Origin of the sequence: Psychrobacillus sp. PGGUH221 (assembly GCF_042055255.1) — a bacterium.
In the GTDB taxonomy this organism is placed as follows: domain Bacteria; phylum Bacillota; class Bacilli; order Bacillales_A; family Planococcaceae; genus Psychrobacillus.
This window is the reverse complement of the sequence record NZ_JAQMHQ010000004.1, coordinates 173,982-189,252: the sequence shown is the minus strand read 5'-3', so window position 1 is coordinate 189,252 and position 15,271 is coordinate 173,982. Positions and strand designations below refer to the sequence as shown.

Here is a 15,271-nt window from a genome sequence, read left to right as displayed (position 1 = left end):
CAATGAAAAAACGTGTAATCATATGGACGAGTTTGTTAACTAGTATTTTAACAGCTACTGCCACTGTTTTTGGTTATTTTGTCACTAATAAACTAATGTATATGAAGAAAAAAGAAGATGACTTTATACTCAATAGGGAGATAACATCAAAACGATTAGACGAAGCTTGGTTTCGTGCTGTGAATAAAACAGAGAAGTGGATTGAATCGATAAATGGATATTCGCTTAAAGCTATTTTTGTAGAACCGCTTCAAACAAATAATTACGTAATTATATGTCATGGAGTAACAGAAAATAAAATTAATTCTCTTCGTTTTGTTCGCATGTTCGAACGATTAGGATTTAACAGTGTCGTTTATGATCATCGTAGGCATGGAGATTCTGGTGGAAAAACAACAAGTTTTGGATTTTATGAAAAAATTGATTTGCAATCTATTGTAGAAGCAGTAAGAGAACGTGCTGGAGAAAATGCAATCATAGGGATACACGGAGAATCAATGGGTGCTGCGACTATGATACTATATGCAGGCTCCATAATAGATGATGCTGATTTCTATATTTCCGATTGTTCTTTTTCAAATTTTGAAGAACAAGTTCTTCATATTATGCGACAAACAACCCCTCTTCGATCCAGCTTAGCTATTCGCTTCGCTAACTTATTTTTAAAAATGCGAGATGGTTATACATTAAATCTTGTATCTCCGATTGATGTGGTGGATCAAATAGAGAAACCGGTGTTGTTTATTCATAGTTTAGAGGATGATTTTATTCTTCCGGTAATGACAGAAGAATTGTACGAAAAGAAAAAAGGTCCTAAGTCATTAAAGTTTTTTGATATTGGGGCACATGCAAAATCTTTCAATGAAAATAGCGAGGAATACGAACAAGTTGTTGCGGACTTTTTACAACAAAATAATTTATTAAACAAATAAAAAGCACTCCATTGAGTGCTTTTATTTGTTTTGCATTTTATTCATTTGATTCATCATTTGTTTTACTTGTTTCTCAGAAGGCTTGCGACCCATTTGTGCCATCATCATACGAAGCATTTGTTCATTAATAGGTGGATTTTCTTTTAAATATTTCATCATATATTGACGTGCAGCATAAAAGCCTATTGCAGCTCCAGCAATTAATGCAACGATTACAATAACAATCCAAATCCAAGTTTGCATACTTTCTCCTCCTTTACGTTCTTGTCTACGTGTACAAGACACCACTGAAAATTATACTATAGATTCTTTATCCAGACTATATAAATTCAAAAAAAGTAATTTAGACTAAATATAACTTCTTCCAGTGAGATTAACTTTCTAGAATTGTTTGTCCTACAAAGATAAAAAGCAATTCGAATACTTTACGATGTAAGTATTCGAATTGCTTTAAAGTATCTATTACTTTTCAAGCAAGTTTTTCATTTTGGAAACGACATTCTCAACCGAGAAACCATATTCTTTCATAACGATTTCGCCCGGAGCACTTGCGCCAAATTTATCAATCGCTATGACATCTCCCTCAAATCCAACATATCGATGCCAACCAAGAGATGCTCCCATTTCAATAGCGAGGCGTTTAGTTAAATGTGAAGGTAATACAGATTTTTTATATTCACTGTCCTGTTGCTCAAATAAGTCCCATGAAGGCATAGACACAACCGAAACTTGTATTCCATCCTTCGCAAGAACCTCTTGCGCTTCAATCGCAAGGCTAACTTCTGATCCAGTAGCAAGTAAGATAGCTTCCGCTTGTTCATTAGGAGAAATTACATAGGCACCTCTTGAAACACCCTCACTCGCTTTCTCCACAGAACCCTTAAGTGTTGGTAGATTCTGTCTTGAAAGAACAAGAATTGTTGGCTTGTTTTTAGAAGATACTGCAAGCTTCCATGCTTCTTTCGTTTCATTTGCATCAGCTGGACGAATGACAGATAATCCTGGCATTGCTCGTAAAGAAGCTAAATGTTCAACTGGCTCATGTGTCGGACCATCTTCCCCAACAGCGATACTGTCATGTGTGAACACATATGTTACAGGAAGTCCCATAAGAGCAGATAATCGAATTGCAGGTCTTACATAATCACTGAACACAAAGAAAGTACCACCAAATACATGGAGTCCACCATGTAATGCCATTCCATTTAGAGCAGCACCCATTGCAAATTCACGAACACCAAACCAAATGTTCTTACCTTCGTAATTTAGTGGAGAAAAATCTCCAGCATTTTTAATTGTCGTTTTATTGGAGCCAGCTAAGTCCGCGCTTCCTCCAAAGAAGGAAGGTAAATTTTGAGCTATTGCATTAATTGCATCACCAGATGCTGAACGAGTTGCATGAGATGAGCCTTCCTCATATACTTTCATAGCTTCATCAAAGTTCTCAGGTAATTCCCCATTTATCGCACGTTTTAATGTATCTGCAAGTTCAGGAAATTCATTAGAGTAAGCATGGAACTTTTCATTCCAAGCACTTTCTTGTTCAACACCTAAACGTTTTGAAGCTTCTTTAAACGTTTCGTATACTTCATCTGGTACATGGAAGTCCGCCTCAAACGACCATTTATAAGATGCTTTCGCTAATAATGTTTCGTCTTTACCTAATGGCATACCATGAGCATCTGATTTACCCGCTCTATTTGGTGAACCAAACCCTATTACTGTTTTAACTTCAATAAGTGTTGGTTTATCATTTTGCGCTTTAGCTTTTTCAATTGCTGCAGATATCTCTTCTAAATCATTACCATCTTTTACAAAAATATAATTCCATCCGTAAGATTCAAAACGTTTCTCTACTTTTTCTGAGAAAGATTTATTCAAATCTCCATCTAAAGAAATATCATTACTATCATAAAGAACAATTAATTTACTTAATTGCAAATGTCCAGCAAGTGAAATCGCTTCTGCTGCTACACCTTCCATTAAATCTCCATCTCCGCAAAGAGTATACGTGTAATGATCAACCACTTCATAATTTGGTTTATTATAAGAAGCTGCTAAATGAGCCTCTGCCATTGCCATTCCAACAGCCATTCCGATACCTTGTCCAAGAGGTCCTGTTGTTGCTTCTACCCCTGCCGTGTGACCAAACTCTGGATGTCCTGGAGTTTTAGAATTCCACTGTCTAAAGTTTTTAATCTCTTCCATAGGAAGATCATATCCACCAAGGTGTAATAGACTATACAGAAGCATAGAACCATGACCCGCCGATAAAACAAATCGATCACGATTGAACCAATTAGGATTATTTGGGTTATGTCGTAAATGCTTTGTCCAAAGCGTGTAAGCCATTGGAGCTGCTCCCATTGGTAAACCTGGATGACCAGAATTCGCTTTATCTATAGCATCAATTGATAAAGTACGAATGGTATTAATTGCAAGTAAATCTGATTGAAGTGACATATTTGACATCCTCTCAAGCTAATTTTTTCTATATCTATAGTTTAGACAACAATCTTTGCATTATCAATGGTTTCTTAATGATTGATTAATTCAGAAATTTTCCTTTTTTAGCTTGTTGCACCTTAAGTGGTGTCACATCATTACCTGCGGGATCCACAATTTTCACACTTTCAATTGTATCTCTCATTGTTGCACGAAATGTCTCTAAATATTCTTTTCTTAATGAACTTTGTTCTTTTGCTTCCTCAACAGATAATCCAGAAGACTTTGATTTTCTAGATAGTTCACCAATTCTTGCTAGTTTTTCCTTACTAAGCATAACAATCACCCTTTATATTTTATTCTTATATAAAGGTAAGGAAAAAACACACAGAGTGCAAGCCTTTACCCTCCGTGTGTTTCAATAAATTCAATATATCGTCTATGTACTGTTGCTTTACTTATTTCAAAACCTAAACCTTTTAATGTGGAAGCAATTTCTTCAAACGTCAATCCAGCATTACGCAATCTTACGATTTCATCAACTGGGACTTCAATTCGTTCTCTACCTTCTTGATTTCCTCGCATCTTTAAATTCTTTTCAGGACGGAACCCTTGCGATACTGCACGTTTCATTCCACGCTTAATTTTAGCATTATGCAATTTCCGTTGATATTCTTCAACTAGAGCCAAAATTTCTAAAAGCATAGAGTCCATTTCATTTAAATTTAATACTCCTTTATCTTGAAGTGTAAAGACAGAAGTATTTGTTTTCTGAAGTAAATGTAAAACCGCCATCCTTCCATTGCCACGACCTATTCGAGTCTCATCTTGAACAAATACAGCTTTTATTTCTTCTTCTTTAATAAAGGACAATAAATCAAGTAACCCTTCTCTTTCCATATCGTAACCACTATGCTGATCTGTAAATATTCTTGCTATCTCATACCCTTGAGCAAGTGCAAAGCCGGTTAGCTCTTCCTCTTGTCTTACTAGAGACGATTCCTGTGTCTCTTTTTCAGTACTAACTCGACAATATATTACCGCTTTCATTCACTATCCCCTGCTAACTCTGTGGAATTATCCAAATGAAAATGTTCCGTTTCATTCGGAATTATTAATACATCTCCTGCTTTTATATGTGCGGAATGTAAATTATTTAAATTCATTACTTCATTGATCCATGCATCTCTTGATTTTTCGGATTGAAACTTATCAGCAAGCGCCCACAATGAATCACCTGGTTCTACTTTTATTTTATATTCTTCTTCAGCAACTTGAGAGTTTATAATAACAATTGATAAGATGAAAGTTACGCTTAATCCTAAAAATAAAGTAAGAAAATAATTTTTTGCTAACAATTTCATTTAAATTACCCCTTTTATAGAATGTTTGTTCGGTATGTATGTTCTTATATTAAAACGAACACATGTTTTTGTCAACAACTTTTAGAACCTATGTTTGCATTTCATTATATAGGCTGATATACTATAAATAAGAAAAAACAGTTCTATAATAAAAAGAGGTGAAGGTATTGAAGAAAGCATCTAAACGACAAGAAGATATATTAGCATTCATAAAAGAAGAAGTGCGAAAAAAAGGATATCCACCTTCCGTACGTGAAATAGGTGAAGCGGTTGGACTCGCTTCTAGCTCTACAGTACACGGTCATTTAGCAAGATTAGAAAGCAAAGGATTGATAAGAAGAGATCCTACAAAACCTCGTGCCATCGAAATTCTTGATGGTACAAGCGCTACTATAGAAAGACAAGGTGTTGTTCATGTACCGTTAGTTGGTAAAGTAACAGCGGGACTTCCAATAACAGCAATTGAAAATGTTGAAGAATTCTTCCCTCTTCCTGAAACGTTTGGTACATCTGACGATCATTTGTTTATGCTTGAAATTATGGGTGACAGTATGATTGAAGCAGGCATATTAAATGGAGATTATGTTGTAGTAAAACAACAACAATCTGCTAATAATGGTGAAATTGTAGTTGCAATGACAGAGGACGATGAAGCAACTGTAAAACGTTTTTTCAAAGAAAAATCTTTTTTCAGGTTACAACCTGAAAACTCCTCAATGGATCCAATTATCGTCAACTCAGTAACAATACTAGGAAAAGTTGTAGGTGTTTATCGTCACATTCAATAGATTCATGGTTGACTTGACAGATAGAGTTATAATCCGTATGATTACGTAGAGCCGATATCATATCTAAACAAAAAGTGGACATTTTTGTTTAGATCATCGAAAAAACTCCTTGACCTCATGGTCGAGGGGTTTTTGTCATTTTAAAAATAATATAATCTCGGATACATAATTCTATTAATATGTGTTTGTCTATAGTTTTATTCTAGTAAGTACTATTATTTCATTTGTAAAGACTTCATCTAAAGGAGTAGTTTCCGGAATAATGTATATAAACACCTTGTTAGTTACACTTTCAATAATAAATTTAACACTCAGAAAATCTCTCTGAGCGTTATTATATTCAAAATAAATAAATGTATATTTTAAATTTAATAATCATTAATATAACAATAACTAGCAAAGCCAAAGTCTCAAGCGATTTATCGGTTTATAAGTACAGCTTCAGTAAACCACAGATCTTGTAAAACTTTAACCGACTGATACTTACTAATGGACTTCTATCGTTACCAAAGTCTATTCCTTTGTTTGATTCAACAGTGATTGAATGCATAAGAGAAGGACTAATGTAAGTCTATTAAGTTAATATATTTTTCTTTTTTCATTTTTTCTAACAATAATTAGACATAAAAAAATAGTCTCACTCTATTATGAGTGAGACCATATCTGACAATCTTTTAAGTCAAATATATATGAGAAAAATGAAGGGAGATCACATTTGTTTCTCTATATTTATATACCCCAATTTAAAAAGATAAAACTAGATTTTTTCTAAATGAAATTTTCAAAAAATAAAAGGTGTAATATTAGGAAAGTAGGGTACATTTAAGTTAGTTCATATTTCACTTAATACCTAACTCTAAGATTTCTTTACAGAAAAGAGAGCTTGGTGGGAGGTGATTAATTGAAAAAAGTCTATGGTATTAAAAGCTTAGTAGAGTATCTTGATTCAGTAAATTTTCCAATGTCTGAATCAAAAATTAATGATTTAATATTAAAAAAAGAGATACCTCATCAAAAACCTCTTTCCACTATGCTTGTTTTTAATCTAGAACATATTGATTGGTGGATTGAAGAACAGCGATTAAAGCCATAGTACTACGCCCTACATTATGTAGGGCACATAACTTTAATATTTACTATTTCTTTTTCCCTAGAAATAGTTCATAATGAGGGTGTAAAAGAAGCTTTAAAAGGAGAAATGTCTTATGATTTTCATCAAGAATGAGCTAAATTATTTGTTAGAGGATTATAGAAATTGTGAAAATTCTTCTATTAAAGAACTAATACTACAAGATATTAATCTTTTAAAAGAAGCTTTGGCTATTTTACAACATGAACAAGATTCCTATCCTATAAATTAATACTAACTTATTAAAAACAATAAAACCTTAGCATCTTTGATTAAATAATGCTCCATATCTTTCCTCACAAATAACTCAGAGTTTTTTTTATAGATAATTTTAATCCTCTAATATACAACTTCGCAGCATATACATTTATGCAGTAAATAACATACATCTCTTTTCGATTTAAAGTGTTAGGTGAAAAAATTTTCTACATAATTGTTATAAAGAACTGTTACTTAACATTTTATTTAAAACAAAAAAGAGCCCTCCAATAGAGCTCTGTTATATTTATTTATGTTTTCTCATAGCTTGTTCTATCGTAGAATGTGTATCTATATTGGAAAAGTCTATCCCGAGTTGTACAGTTGTTTGAGCAATACTTGGTCGTAACCCAGATAGGCTTGATGTAACTCCAATCAACTTTAATGCATCAATCATATGAAATAGTTGCTGTGCAACCATTGTATCCACTACTGGAACACCAGATAAATCAATATACAAATGGCGGATGTGAGAATCAGCACATTGCTTTAACACCTGCTCTAGCATCACCTTTGCCCTGTTCGTATCAATCTCTCCTACTAACGGCAATACTGCTGTCTTATTAACCAATTCGATAATTGGTGCACTTAGTTCCATTATCATTTCTTGATGAGCAATTAAACGACTTTCTGTTTGTCTTATAAATTCATTACTAAATTTTAGTATGACTCCATTAATCGTTTCAATAATTGCACTATGACATGTAAAAATTTGTTTAATTGTAAGTTCTTCTGGATACTGTTCAACAAATTCTTCTATTAATTCTAAATATAAGTATTGCTGACGAAAGAATTCCCCGATTATCTCAGTTAAAGGAGTCTTCTGGTGCCCTTCATCTTCTACGACAGTTTCCACAAAATCATCAAAGATTTCTAAGAATTCTTCACTTGGCTCATTAAATAAATAAACAAACTTTTCTTGAAATCTATGATTCTGTTTTTTAAGCTTATCTATTTCTTCTGGATTTAAGGTACCGTATATTCCTTTTTGATCTTTATTAAGTGTTGCATACCAACGCTCTGTTATTAACCATGTTCTTTCACGAAGAAAGTCATATAATAATTTATTGCGAATCATTCCGTTCCTCCTACTTTATTATTGCTATATACTCAAGTATAGCAAATGCATAAGAGTTTGTAATAATTTAATAATCTAAAAAATAAGAGTTTCATCTTTCCAAAAGAACCTCCCTCCTATGAATGTGTACTATTAAATTTTGTGCTGTTCTAGTTAATAAGTTACTAGTTACCTTACCTTCTCCACCCGCTTCAGTGGAAGCTTATCTTCTATGCTGTATCGATTAGAATTCCAGTAAATAGCTAGTTTTTATCCAAAGGCAATAATATGGAATAGTTTAATAAAATTAATAAACTTTAAAAGCAGTGCAAGCAATAATTGTTTGCACCGCTTTTCTGTAATGCAGAATAAAAAGTACTTAAAAGTCTTCAGATAAAAATTTATCTATGTCTATAATTATATTTTTTAGAACATCTATCGAGTTAATAATATCATCGTTATAGTCTAGGCTATGATTAACACCAGAAATTAATTGTGACGTTAAATTTTTGTTTTGTATCAATCTATCATATAACTCTTCCTTATAAACTTGATCTTTATCCCCAATTATACAAAACCCTTTGTTTCCAATATTAACTATAGTTTCTAAGACTTCGTCTAAATTTAATAACGGGGTTAACCAAATTGCTTTTGCTTCCTTAAACTTTTCTCTTCGTAATTCTGAGCTCATAGCTATTGTACCTAAGGATTTCCCAATAAAATAAAAATTTGTGTATGAGTTAGTTTCTAAAACAGTATCTATAACTAACCTTGAATCCATTTTTACTGCTTTAATTATCTCTTCTTTGTTAAAGTCACTATAAAAATCTGTGTTATAAGAATAATTGACTTCTAAAATATCTTTATTGTTATTAAAAATAATTCCACTTATATAATGAAAAACTGGACTATTTACCGTGTATCCTGAACCTGGTAGTAAGATGTATAAGTCCTGAGAGTCTTCTTTTTTACCGTATAATTTATACGGAATTTTAAACCCTTTATACCCCTCTATACTCTCTTTTATAATTTTCATCTTATAAACCTCCTCCTTCATGCCCCCCTGCAAACATTGTTCTCTTTATCAAATACACTTATTTTATTTTTTTAATAATTGAAATGTCGTAATAATTTTTTATTCTCTTACAAAACCATGTACTCTAATTAAATTATTCTCTAAATCACTTAAATAAAATTCATAGTAGTTAAAAATAGGGTTTTGAATCTCTTCTACCCGCACTCCTTTTTCCTTAAAAATCCGATAGGTCTCAAATATATCATCGCTTTGTAAGTCCATTGCAGCGCTTTTGGGCAACTTATTCTTCTCACTTGCTTTAAAACGATTACTGATTGCAAGTTTAGTGTGTTCATTTAGAGAAAAGAAGTAAGCGACATCAATATTGCTAGTTGGTTTAGTCCCTAAAAGGTCTGAATACCATTCAACCGCACTAAGTAAATCCTCTACAAAATGCCATATAACTACATTTCCATTTATACCATTACTTTGAATAGATGTTTTTGTCATACATTCCTATCCCCCATTAAAATATTCATTTTATAAAATATTCTCTATGACATTATGAAATACCTTTCATAGATAGTCAAAAGAATCTTATATTGAAAGACTAAAAATCCAAACACAAATAACTTAAACCCAAAATAAGAACAGACATATACTAAAAAAATGCGCTTAAAGCACTGATAAACCTATTTAGAAAGGATGTAAGTATTAGTTCGAAAATGGATTACACTTCATCAAATAAACAGTTCACTTTTGATGTAAATAAAAGTACACTTATCAAGAAAGATAATAGAAATTTTATTAATGTACTTGGTATTAAGCAATTAAATACATTACAAAATGTGTCTTTACTTGATATTTTTCTTAGCAAGAGTAATGTAGTCGAGCCCCATTACCATCAAAATGCTGCAGAACTTGTCTATTGTATTTCTGGAGCAGCTATTATTTCTTTGCTAAACCCTGATACAAAGAAAATACAAAATTATCAAATTACACCTGGTCAGGTAGCAAACGTTCCTCAAGGTTGGTGGCATTACGAAATCGCTACTGTCGATAACACTCATTTATTAGCTATTTTTGATGCTCCAACTCCTGAGGTAATTTTAGGTTCTGATATCTTAAAATTTACACCATCTAACATAATGGCACATACCTATTGTATGGATGAAAATCAATGGAAAGAGGCAATTGCCTCTGTACAGCCATCCACCTATATTGGACCTCCTAAAGATTGTAATAGAGAAAAAGAGAAATCTTCTAAACAGCACTCTCAACATAAGAATAATTACGCGTATCATTATTATCCTTACACTACTCCGTATCCTTTTCACTATAATTATCCTTGCGGCCCAACTCCTTATTCTTAGAAAATATATATATTCCTTTAATAAGACCTTCATGCGGAAGGTCTTTTTTGAACTTGGACAAATAAAAAGAACGACTATGTGGACGTTCTTTAAAAAAGTTTATAATCACAAGAGTTACTCTTAATTATCTTTCATAGCAAATTTTTAGATTTTTATATTCAACCAATTCTAAGATCTTTTTTAAGATATCCATTTTAATTTGGGCACAATCTTGTGCCATCTCGAAGGAAGCCCCTCCAGTCACCCTCCAGTTAGTTCAGAAAAATTAGTTCTTCTAACTAAGCAAAAGAACCAGTCGGTGAAAAATGAATTACATAGGATGAACTATCTAACAAACGGGAGGTGTTTGAAATGGGTTATGATTGTTATCCATGTTACGGGTACGGGTATGGACCTGAGTATAATAGACCTTATGGTTCAGGATTCGCTTTAATTGTTGTTTTATTTATTCTATTGATTATCATTGGCGCAAGTTTCGTAAACCATGGTAGATATGGTGGCGACGATTGCTAACAACATCCTTATAAAAATCATTCATTAGAGACAGGTTTCTTTTACCTGTCTTTTCATTATTTATTCCACCCCACCTTCACTACACCTACAGGATTCTCTGAAAGGTATTTACGAACCGTCAACGTTTTAAGGTATGAATTTTTTTGGGATATTTTTCAAACCATTAATTGAAAGACGTATTAGTAAAGGTGAAGATGCTTCTTAAAAATGGACAGACTTTGTCCAAAAGATAGTCAACCATGCCAAAGACTTTTCAGTTTAAGTCCTACTAACGAATTTTAGAAGAGCAGACATAAAACCTTTACCAACCCACTCATTACGACATACGTTTGTAGTTTTACTAATGGAAGCCGAAGCCGGATATTAAGTATATTCAAAAACAACTGGGACATGTTAGATTTCTAATAACCGTTGATGTATACGCTCATATTTCTAATAAAACAAAAAAGAAAAACACCGAACGAGTCGACTCACGACTGAACGATGTTTTCAAATAATATTTTTATAGCTTTTTATTGGGGTGAAATTGGGGTGTTCCTTTTTAAAACACCCCATAAATCAAGTCCATAAACCCCGCTAAATCAATCTTAATACATTTTTAAATATTGCTCACGTTCCCATGGGTGAACAGTTGTACGGAACATATCCCACTCGATTTCTTTTGCTTCTACGAAGTTAGCGTAAATATGTTCGCCAAGTGCTCCGCGGATTATTTCGTTTTTACCAAGCTCTTGAATAGCAGCGTGAAGAGTAGGTGGTAAGTTGTGAATACCATTTTCTATGCGTTCTTCTTCTGTCATAACATAAATATTACGATCTACTGCAGGTGGTGGTGTCATTTTGTTTTTGATACCATCTAAACCAGCTTGAAGAATAACTGCCATTGCTAAATATGGATTTGCTGCAGGATCTACTGAACGAACTTCGATACGAGTGCTCAATCCTCTAGATGATGGAATTCGAATCAAAGGGCTACGATTTTGACCAGACCACGCTACGTAACATGGTGCTTCGTATCCAGGTACTAGACGTTTATATGAGTTTACAGTAGGATTCGTAATAGCAGTAAAGCTTTGAACATGTTTTAATACGCCTGCCATAAATTGCATGGACGTTTCACTCATTTTCAATTCTGCTGAATCATCGAAGAATGCATTTTCTTTTCCTTTAAATAAAGAAACGTTAAAGTGCATTCCTGAACCATTAACACCAAAAAGTGGTTTTGGCATGAATGTCGCATGCAAACCATGTTTACGAGCAATCGTTTTAACTACTAATTTAAATGTTTGAATATTGTCGCAAGCTGTAACTGCATCAGCATATTTAAAATCGATTTCATGTTGCCCTGGAGCTACTTCATGGTGAGATGCTTCGATTTCAAAGCCCATTTCTTCCAGTTCTAGCACGATATCACGACGGCAGTTTTCTCCAAGATCAACTGGTGCTAAGTCAAAATAACCACCATGGTCATTAAGTTCAAGAGTTGGCTCCCCTTGAGCGTCAAGTTTAAATAAGAAGAATTCTGGCTCAGGTCCTAAGTTGAAGCTTGTAAATCCTAATTCTTCCATTTCTTTCAATACTCGTTTCAAATTACTACGTGGATCGCCGGCAAATGGTGTACCATCCGCTTTATTAACATCACAGATTAGACGAGCAACTTTCCCTTTCCCAGTAATCCAAGGGAATACTACCCATGTATCTAAATCTGGAACTAAATACATATCAGATTCTTCAATTCGAACAAATCCTTCAATAGAAGATCCGTCAAACATCATTTTATTATCGAGAGCTTTATCGAGCTGACTCACTGGAATTTCAACATTTTTAATCGTACCTAGTATGTCTGTAAACTGAAGACGAATAAAATTCACCTCGTGTTCTTGAACGAACTTTTTAATATCCTCTTTTGTATACTTGCCCATTTTTTCACTCTCCTAAAAAGTTAATATATATGAACCTCGTTCTATCGAAAGAAACGAGATAGGTCCCCTTGTCTTAAAGATGCACGTTGTTGCCTTTGAGCAAGCTGCATCTCTTCTTTAACAATTGCACGTAATTCTTTGTCCGAAATTACTTGTCGTACTTCTTTCGAAGCAGCTGGATTCTTTTTCATTTCAAAAATTTGCTTAATGCCAGCAATATTCACTCCTGTTTTGAGCAAATCTTTAATTTCTAATAATACATCAATGTCATCTAACGAAAACATTCGCTGCTTACCTTCTGTACGTGCAGGGTGAACAAGTTCCTGCTCTTCATAATATCTAATTTGTCTTGCTGTTAATCCTGTTAACTGCATGACTATATTCATGGATAGCAGTGGCATAGAACGTCTCCATTCCTTTTCCATCGCTGCACCTCCTAGTAGGTTATAAAAATAGTATATGTGATGTTAGCTTACATGTCAACATCATGTCAGAAAAACTTACATTTATTTTTATCTTAATGAATATCACTTTCTGTTTTGCTTACTGCCTATTTTTTTAATGTTTGTAAGGCTCCTAATATTGCATATTTCACATGCTCATACGTTAAACCACCTTGTATAAACGCAGTAAAAGGAGGACGGATTGGTCCGTCAGCTGTTAACTCCATACTTGATCCTTGAATAAATGTTCCAGCGGCCATGATAACATCATCTTCATAACCAGGCATATAAGCAGGCTCAGGTGCAAACTGAGCATTTACAGGGGAATGTAATTGAATTGCTTTGCAAAATTGAATCATTTGCTCTGCTGTTTGGAATGAAACAGATTGAATAAGATCCGTTCTCTTTTCAGAAAAGTGCGGTTCAGTTGTCATGCCAGCATCTTCTAAAACTGCAGAAGTAAAAATAGCCCCTTTTACAGCTTGTGAGACAATATGAGGAGCAAGGAAAAACCCTTGATACATATCTAATAACGTATTTAGAGAAGCACCTGCTTCCGCTCCTATTCCAGGTGACGTCATTCGATAAGCACATTTTTTTACTAAGTCACTTTTACCAGCAATATATCCACCCGTTTTAGCTATACCCCCGCCAGGATTTTTTATGAGTGAACCTGCCATTAAATCTACACCGATGTTAGTTGGCTCTAATTTTTCCACAAATTCTCCGTAACAATTATCAACAAAAATAATACTGTCTTTTTTAATTGATCTTATTTTTTGAACCATTTCTTCGATTTCACTAATAGTAAAAGAAGGACGTACTGCATATCCCTTTGAACGTTGGATTGCGATCACTTTCGTATTTTCTGTGACTTTATTTTCAACGCTTTTCCAATCCACTTTTCCTGTCTCTAAGAGATCCACATGTTGATAAGAGATTCCAAAGTCAACAAGTGAACCAGTATCCTCTCCTTGACCGCTAACAATAGATTGGAGCGTATCATATGGTTTACCTGTTATGTATAGAAGTTCGTCTCCTGGACGTAATACACCAAACAAACTTATCGATATAGCATGTGTACCTGAAATAATTTGTGGACGAACGAGTGCCGCCTCTGCCCCAAATGTTGTCGCATATACCTTTTCTAGTGTATCACGACCTTCGTCATCGTACCCATAACCAGTTGATGGATGGAAATGATGGTCACTTACATGATGGGACTTAAAAGCACTAATCACTTTTTGTTGGTTAAAAAATGCTATTTTTTCTACCTCCTTATGAAAGGATGTAATTTTTTCTTCAGCTTTATCCGCTATAGCTAATATTTCGTCTGACAATGTTGTATGAAAGTTCATGTTATTCTCTCCTAATTTTTCTTGAAAAACACCATGAGAAAAGACTAATCTCATAAAATGAAATTAGTCCTCACCATTAGAACTGTAATTCGCCTTCCCATTCTTGCATGCCACCAACAATATTTGTTACTGTATATCCATTCTCTTCTAGAATTTCACACGCCATTGCACTGCGTCCACCAGCTTTACAAACAATATATTGAGGAACTGTTTGATCGATTTGATCAAAACTAGTTTCAATTTGTCCTAAAGGAATATGCTTGGCACCGGGAATAATTCCGTTTGCAACTTCTTCCTTTTCACGGACATCTATTATGCTAAATTGTTCTCCAGCATCTATTTTTTGTAGAAGCTCTTGTGCTGTTATAAAGTTCATTTTACTCGCCACTTTCTGTATAGATTCCTACAAATAATAATAGGAGTATTTCTAAAAGTCAATTTATCAAACTTCTTCAGTGTTGATATCTACAGATTTGGATGGTGAGAAAGTAGAAATTGCATGCTTATAGATTAATTGCTGTTTACCCTCGGATTCAAGTAAAACAGTAAAATTATCATAAGATTTAATAACACCTTTCAATTGAAAACCATTTAACAAAAATACGGTGACATAAATATTGTTTTTTCTTAATTGATTTAAATAATTGTCCTGAATATTCATAGGTTTCATTCCA

At 33.6% G+C, this 15,271-nt stretch carries 19 protein-coding genes; 6 read left to right on the top strand and 13 right to left on the bottom strand.

The window, feature by feature from the left end; translation table 11 throughout:
* Positions 1 to 2 precede the first annotated feature (2 nt).
* Positions 3 to 932 (top strand): alpha/beta hydrolase, encoded by a 930-nt coding sequence (locus PGC35_RS08455; RefSeq protein ID WP_375218856.1) that lies wholly within the window; start codon positions 3 to 5, stop codon positions 930 to 932.
* A gap of 21 nt (positions 933 to 953) precedes the next feature.
* Here PGC35_RS08455 and PGC35_RS08450 read toward each other — a convergent pair whose 3' ends face one another.
* The 5 genes from PGC35_RS08450 to yneA all read right to left on the bottom strand — a co-directional run bounded on the left by PGC35_RS08450 (position 954) and on the right by yneA (position 4,741).
* Complete coding sequence (locus PGC35_RS08450; RefSeq protein WP_053589864.1) at positions 954 to 1,175, bottom strand: YneF family protein; 222 nt, start codon at positions 1,173 to 1,175, stop codon at positions 954 to 956.
* 219 nt (positions 1,176 to 1,394) lie between these two features.
* Positions 1,395 to 3,395 carry a transketolase gene (gene tkt, locus PGC35_RS08445; RefSeq protein ID WP_375218855.1) on the bottom strand — a complete coding sequence of 667 codons (2,001 nt, stop codon included), beginning with the start codon at positions 3,393 to 3,395 and terminating at the stop codon, positions 1,395 to 1,397.
* An 85-nt stretch (positions 3,396 to 3,480) separates the two neighbouring features.
* Positions 3,481 to 3,714, bottom strand: a complete 234-nt coding sequence (locus tag PGC35_RS08440; protein WP_053589866.1) for a DUF896 domain-containing protein — start codon at positions 3,712 to 3,714, stop codon at positions 3,481 to 3,483.
* 65 nt (positions 3,715 to 3,779) lie between these two features.
* A complete protein-coding gene (locus PGC35_RS08435) occupies positions 3,780 to 4,427 on the bottom strand; it encodes a YneB family resolvase-like protein (protein WP_375218854.1) in 648 nt (215 codons plus the stop codon).
* On the bottom strand, positions 4,424 to 4,741 hold the full coding sequence (yneA, locus tag PGC35_RS08430; protein WP_053589868.1) for a cell division suppressor protein YneA: 318 nt from the start codon (positions 4,739 to 4,741) through the stop codon (positions 4,424 to 4,426). Before yneA ends, PGC35_RS08435 begins: the two co-directional genes overlap by 4 nt.
* 167 nt (positions 4,742 to 4,908) lie before the next feature.
* Here yneA and lexA point away from each other — a divergent pair, with 167 nt between their 5' ends.
* The 3 genes from lexA to PGC35_RS08415 all read left to right on the top strand — a co-directional run bounded on the left by lexA (position 4,909) and on the right by PGC35_RS08415 (position 6,890).
* A complete protein-coding gene (lexA, locus tag PGC35_RS08425; RefSeq protein ID WP_053589869.1) occupies positions 4,909 to 5,529 on the top strand; it encodes a transcriptional repressor LexA in 621 nt (206 codons plus the stop codon).
* Positions 5,530 to 6,430: 901 nt separating this feature from the next.
* The gene (locus PGC35_RS08420) at positions 6,431 to 6,622 is read left to right on the top strand and encodes a hypothetical protein (protein ID WP_056829388.1); all 192 of its coding nucleotides are present in this window, start codon (positions 6,431 to 6,433) and stop codon (positions 6,620 to 6,622) included.
* 112 nt (positions 6,623 to 6,734) lie between these two features.
* Positions 6,735 to 6,890: a hypothetical protein gene (locus PGC35_RS08415; RefSeq protein WP_375218853.1), complete on the top strand. Its 156-nt coding sequence runs from the start codon at positions 6,735 to 6,737 to the stop codon at positions 6,888 to 6,890.
* Positions 6,891 to 7,163: 273 nt separating this feature from the next.
* Here the strand turns inward: PGC35_RS08415 and PGC35_RS08410 are convergent, their stop codons facing one another.
* The 3 genes from PGC35_RS08410 to PGC35_RS08400 form a co-directional block, all read right to left on the bottom strand.
* Entirely contained in the window at positions 7,164 to 7,994 is an 831-nt protein-coding gene (locus PGC35_RS08410; RefSeq protein WP_053589871.1) for an STAS domain-containing protein, read from the bottom strand.
* Positions 7,995 to 8,352: 358 nt separating this feature from the next.
* A complete protein-coding gene (locus PGC35_RS08405) occupies positions 8,353 to 9,009 on the bottom strand; it encodes an alpha/beta hydrolase (RefSeq protein WP_375218852.1) in 657 nt (218 codons plus the stop codon).
* Positions 9,010 to 9,108: 99 nt separating this feature from the next.
* Positions 9,109 to 9,498 carry a VOC family protein gene (locus PGC35_RS08400; RefSeq protein ID WP_375218851.1) on the bottom strand — a complete coding sequence of 130 codons (390 nt, stop codon included), beginning with the start codon at positions 9,496 to 9,498 and terminating at the stop codon, positions 9,109 to 9,111.
* A gap of 215 nt (positions 9,499 to 9,713) precedes the next feature.
* On the opposite strand from PGC35_RS08400, the gene PGC35_RS08395 reads away from it, so the two are divergent.
* Positions 9,714 to 10,361, top strand: a complete 648-nt coding sequence (locus PGC35_RS08395) for a cupin domain-containing protein (RefSeq protein WP_375218850.1) — start codon at positions 9,714 to 9,716, stop codon at positions 10,359 to 10,361.
* A gap of 351 nt (positions 10,362 to 10,712) precedes the next feature.
* Positions 10,713 to 10,874: a YjcZ family sporulation protein gene (locus PGC35_RS08390; RefSeq protein ID WP_082355217.1), complete on the top strand. Its 162-nt coding sequence runs from the start codon at positions 10,713 to 10,715 to the stop codon at positions 10,872 to 10,874.
* A 587-nt stretch (positions 10,875 to 11,461) separates the two neighbouring features.
* Here PGC35_RS08390 and glnA read toward each other — a convergent pair.
* From glnA to hfq, 5 genes are all read right to left on the bottom strand, one after another.
* Positions 11,462 to 12,796: a type I glutamate--ammonia ligase gene (gene glnA / locus PGC35_RS08385; protein WP_053589886.1), complete on the bottom strand. Its 1,335-nt coding sequence runs from the start codon at positions 12,794 to 12,796 to the stop codon at positions 11,462 to 11,464.
* 41 nt (positions 12,797 to 12,837) lie between these two features.
* Positions 12,838 to 13,221 (bottom strand): MerR family transcriptional regulator, encoded by a 384-nt coding sequence (locus tag PGC35_RS08380; RefSeq protein ID WP_056829377.1) that lies wholly within the window; start codon positions 13,219 to 13,221, stop codon positions 12,838 to 12,840.
* A gap of 125 nt (positions 13,222 to 13,346) precedes the next feature.
* The gene (locus PGC35_RS08375) at positions 13,347 to 14,597 is read right to left on the bottom strand and encodes a methionine gamma-lyase family protein (RefSeq protein WP_375218849.1); all 1,251 of its coding nucleotides are present in this window, start codon (positions 14,595 to 14,597) and stop codon (positions 13,347 to 13,349) included.
* Between the two features lie 76 nt (positions 14,598 to 14,673).
* Entirely contained in the window at positions 14,674 to 14,973 is a 300-nt protein-coding gene (locus PGC35_RS08370) for a rhodanese-like domain-containing protein (RefSeq protein ID WP_375218848.1), read from the bottom strand.
* 66 nt (positions 14,974 to 15,039) lie between these two features.
* Positions 15,040 to 15,267: an RNA chaperone Hfq gene (gene hfq / locus PGC35_RS08365; RefSeq protein WP_053589890.1), complete on the bottom strand. Its 228-nt coding sequence runs from the start codon at positions 15,265 to 15,267 to the stop codon at positions 15,040 to 15,042.
* Between the last annotated feature and the right edge of the window lie 4 nt (positions 15,268 to 15,271).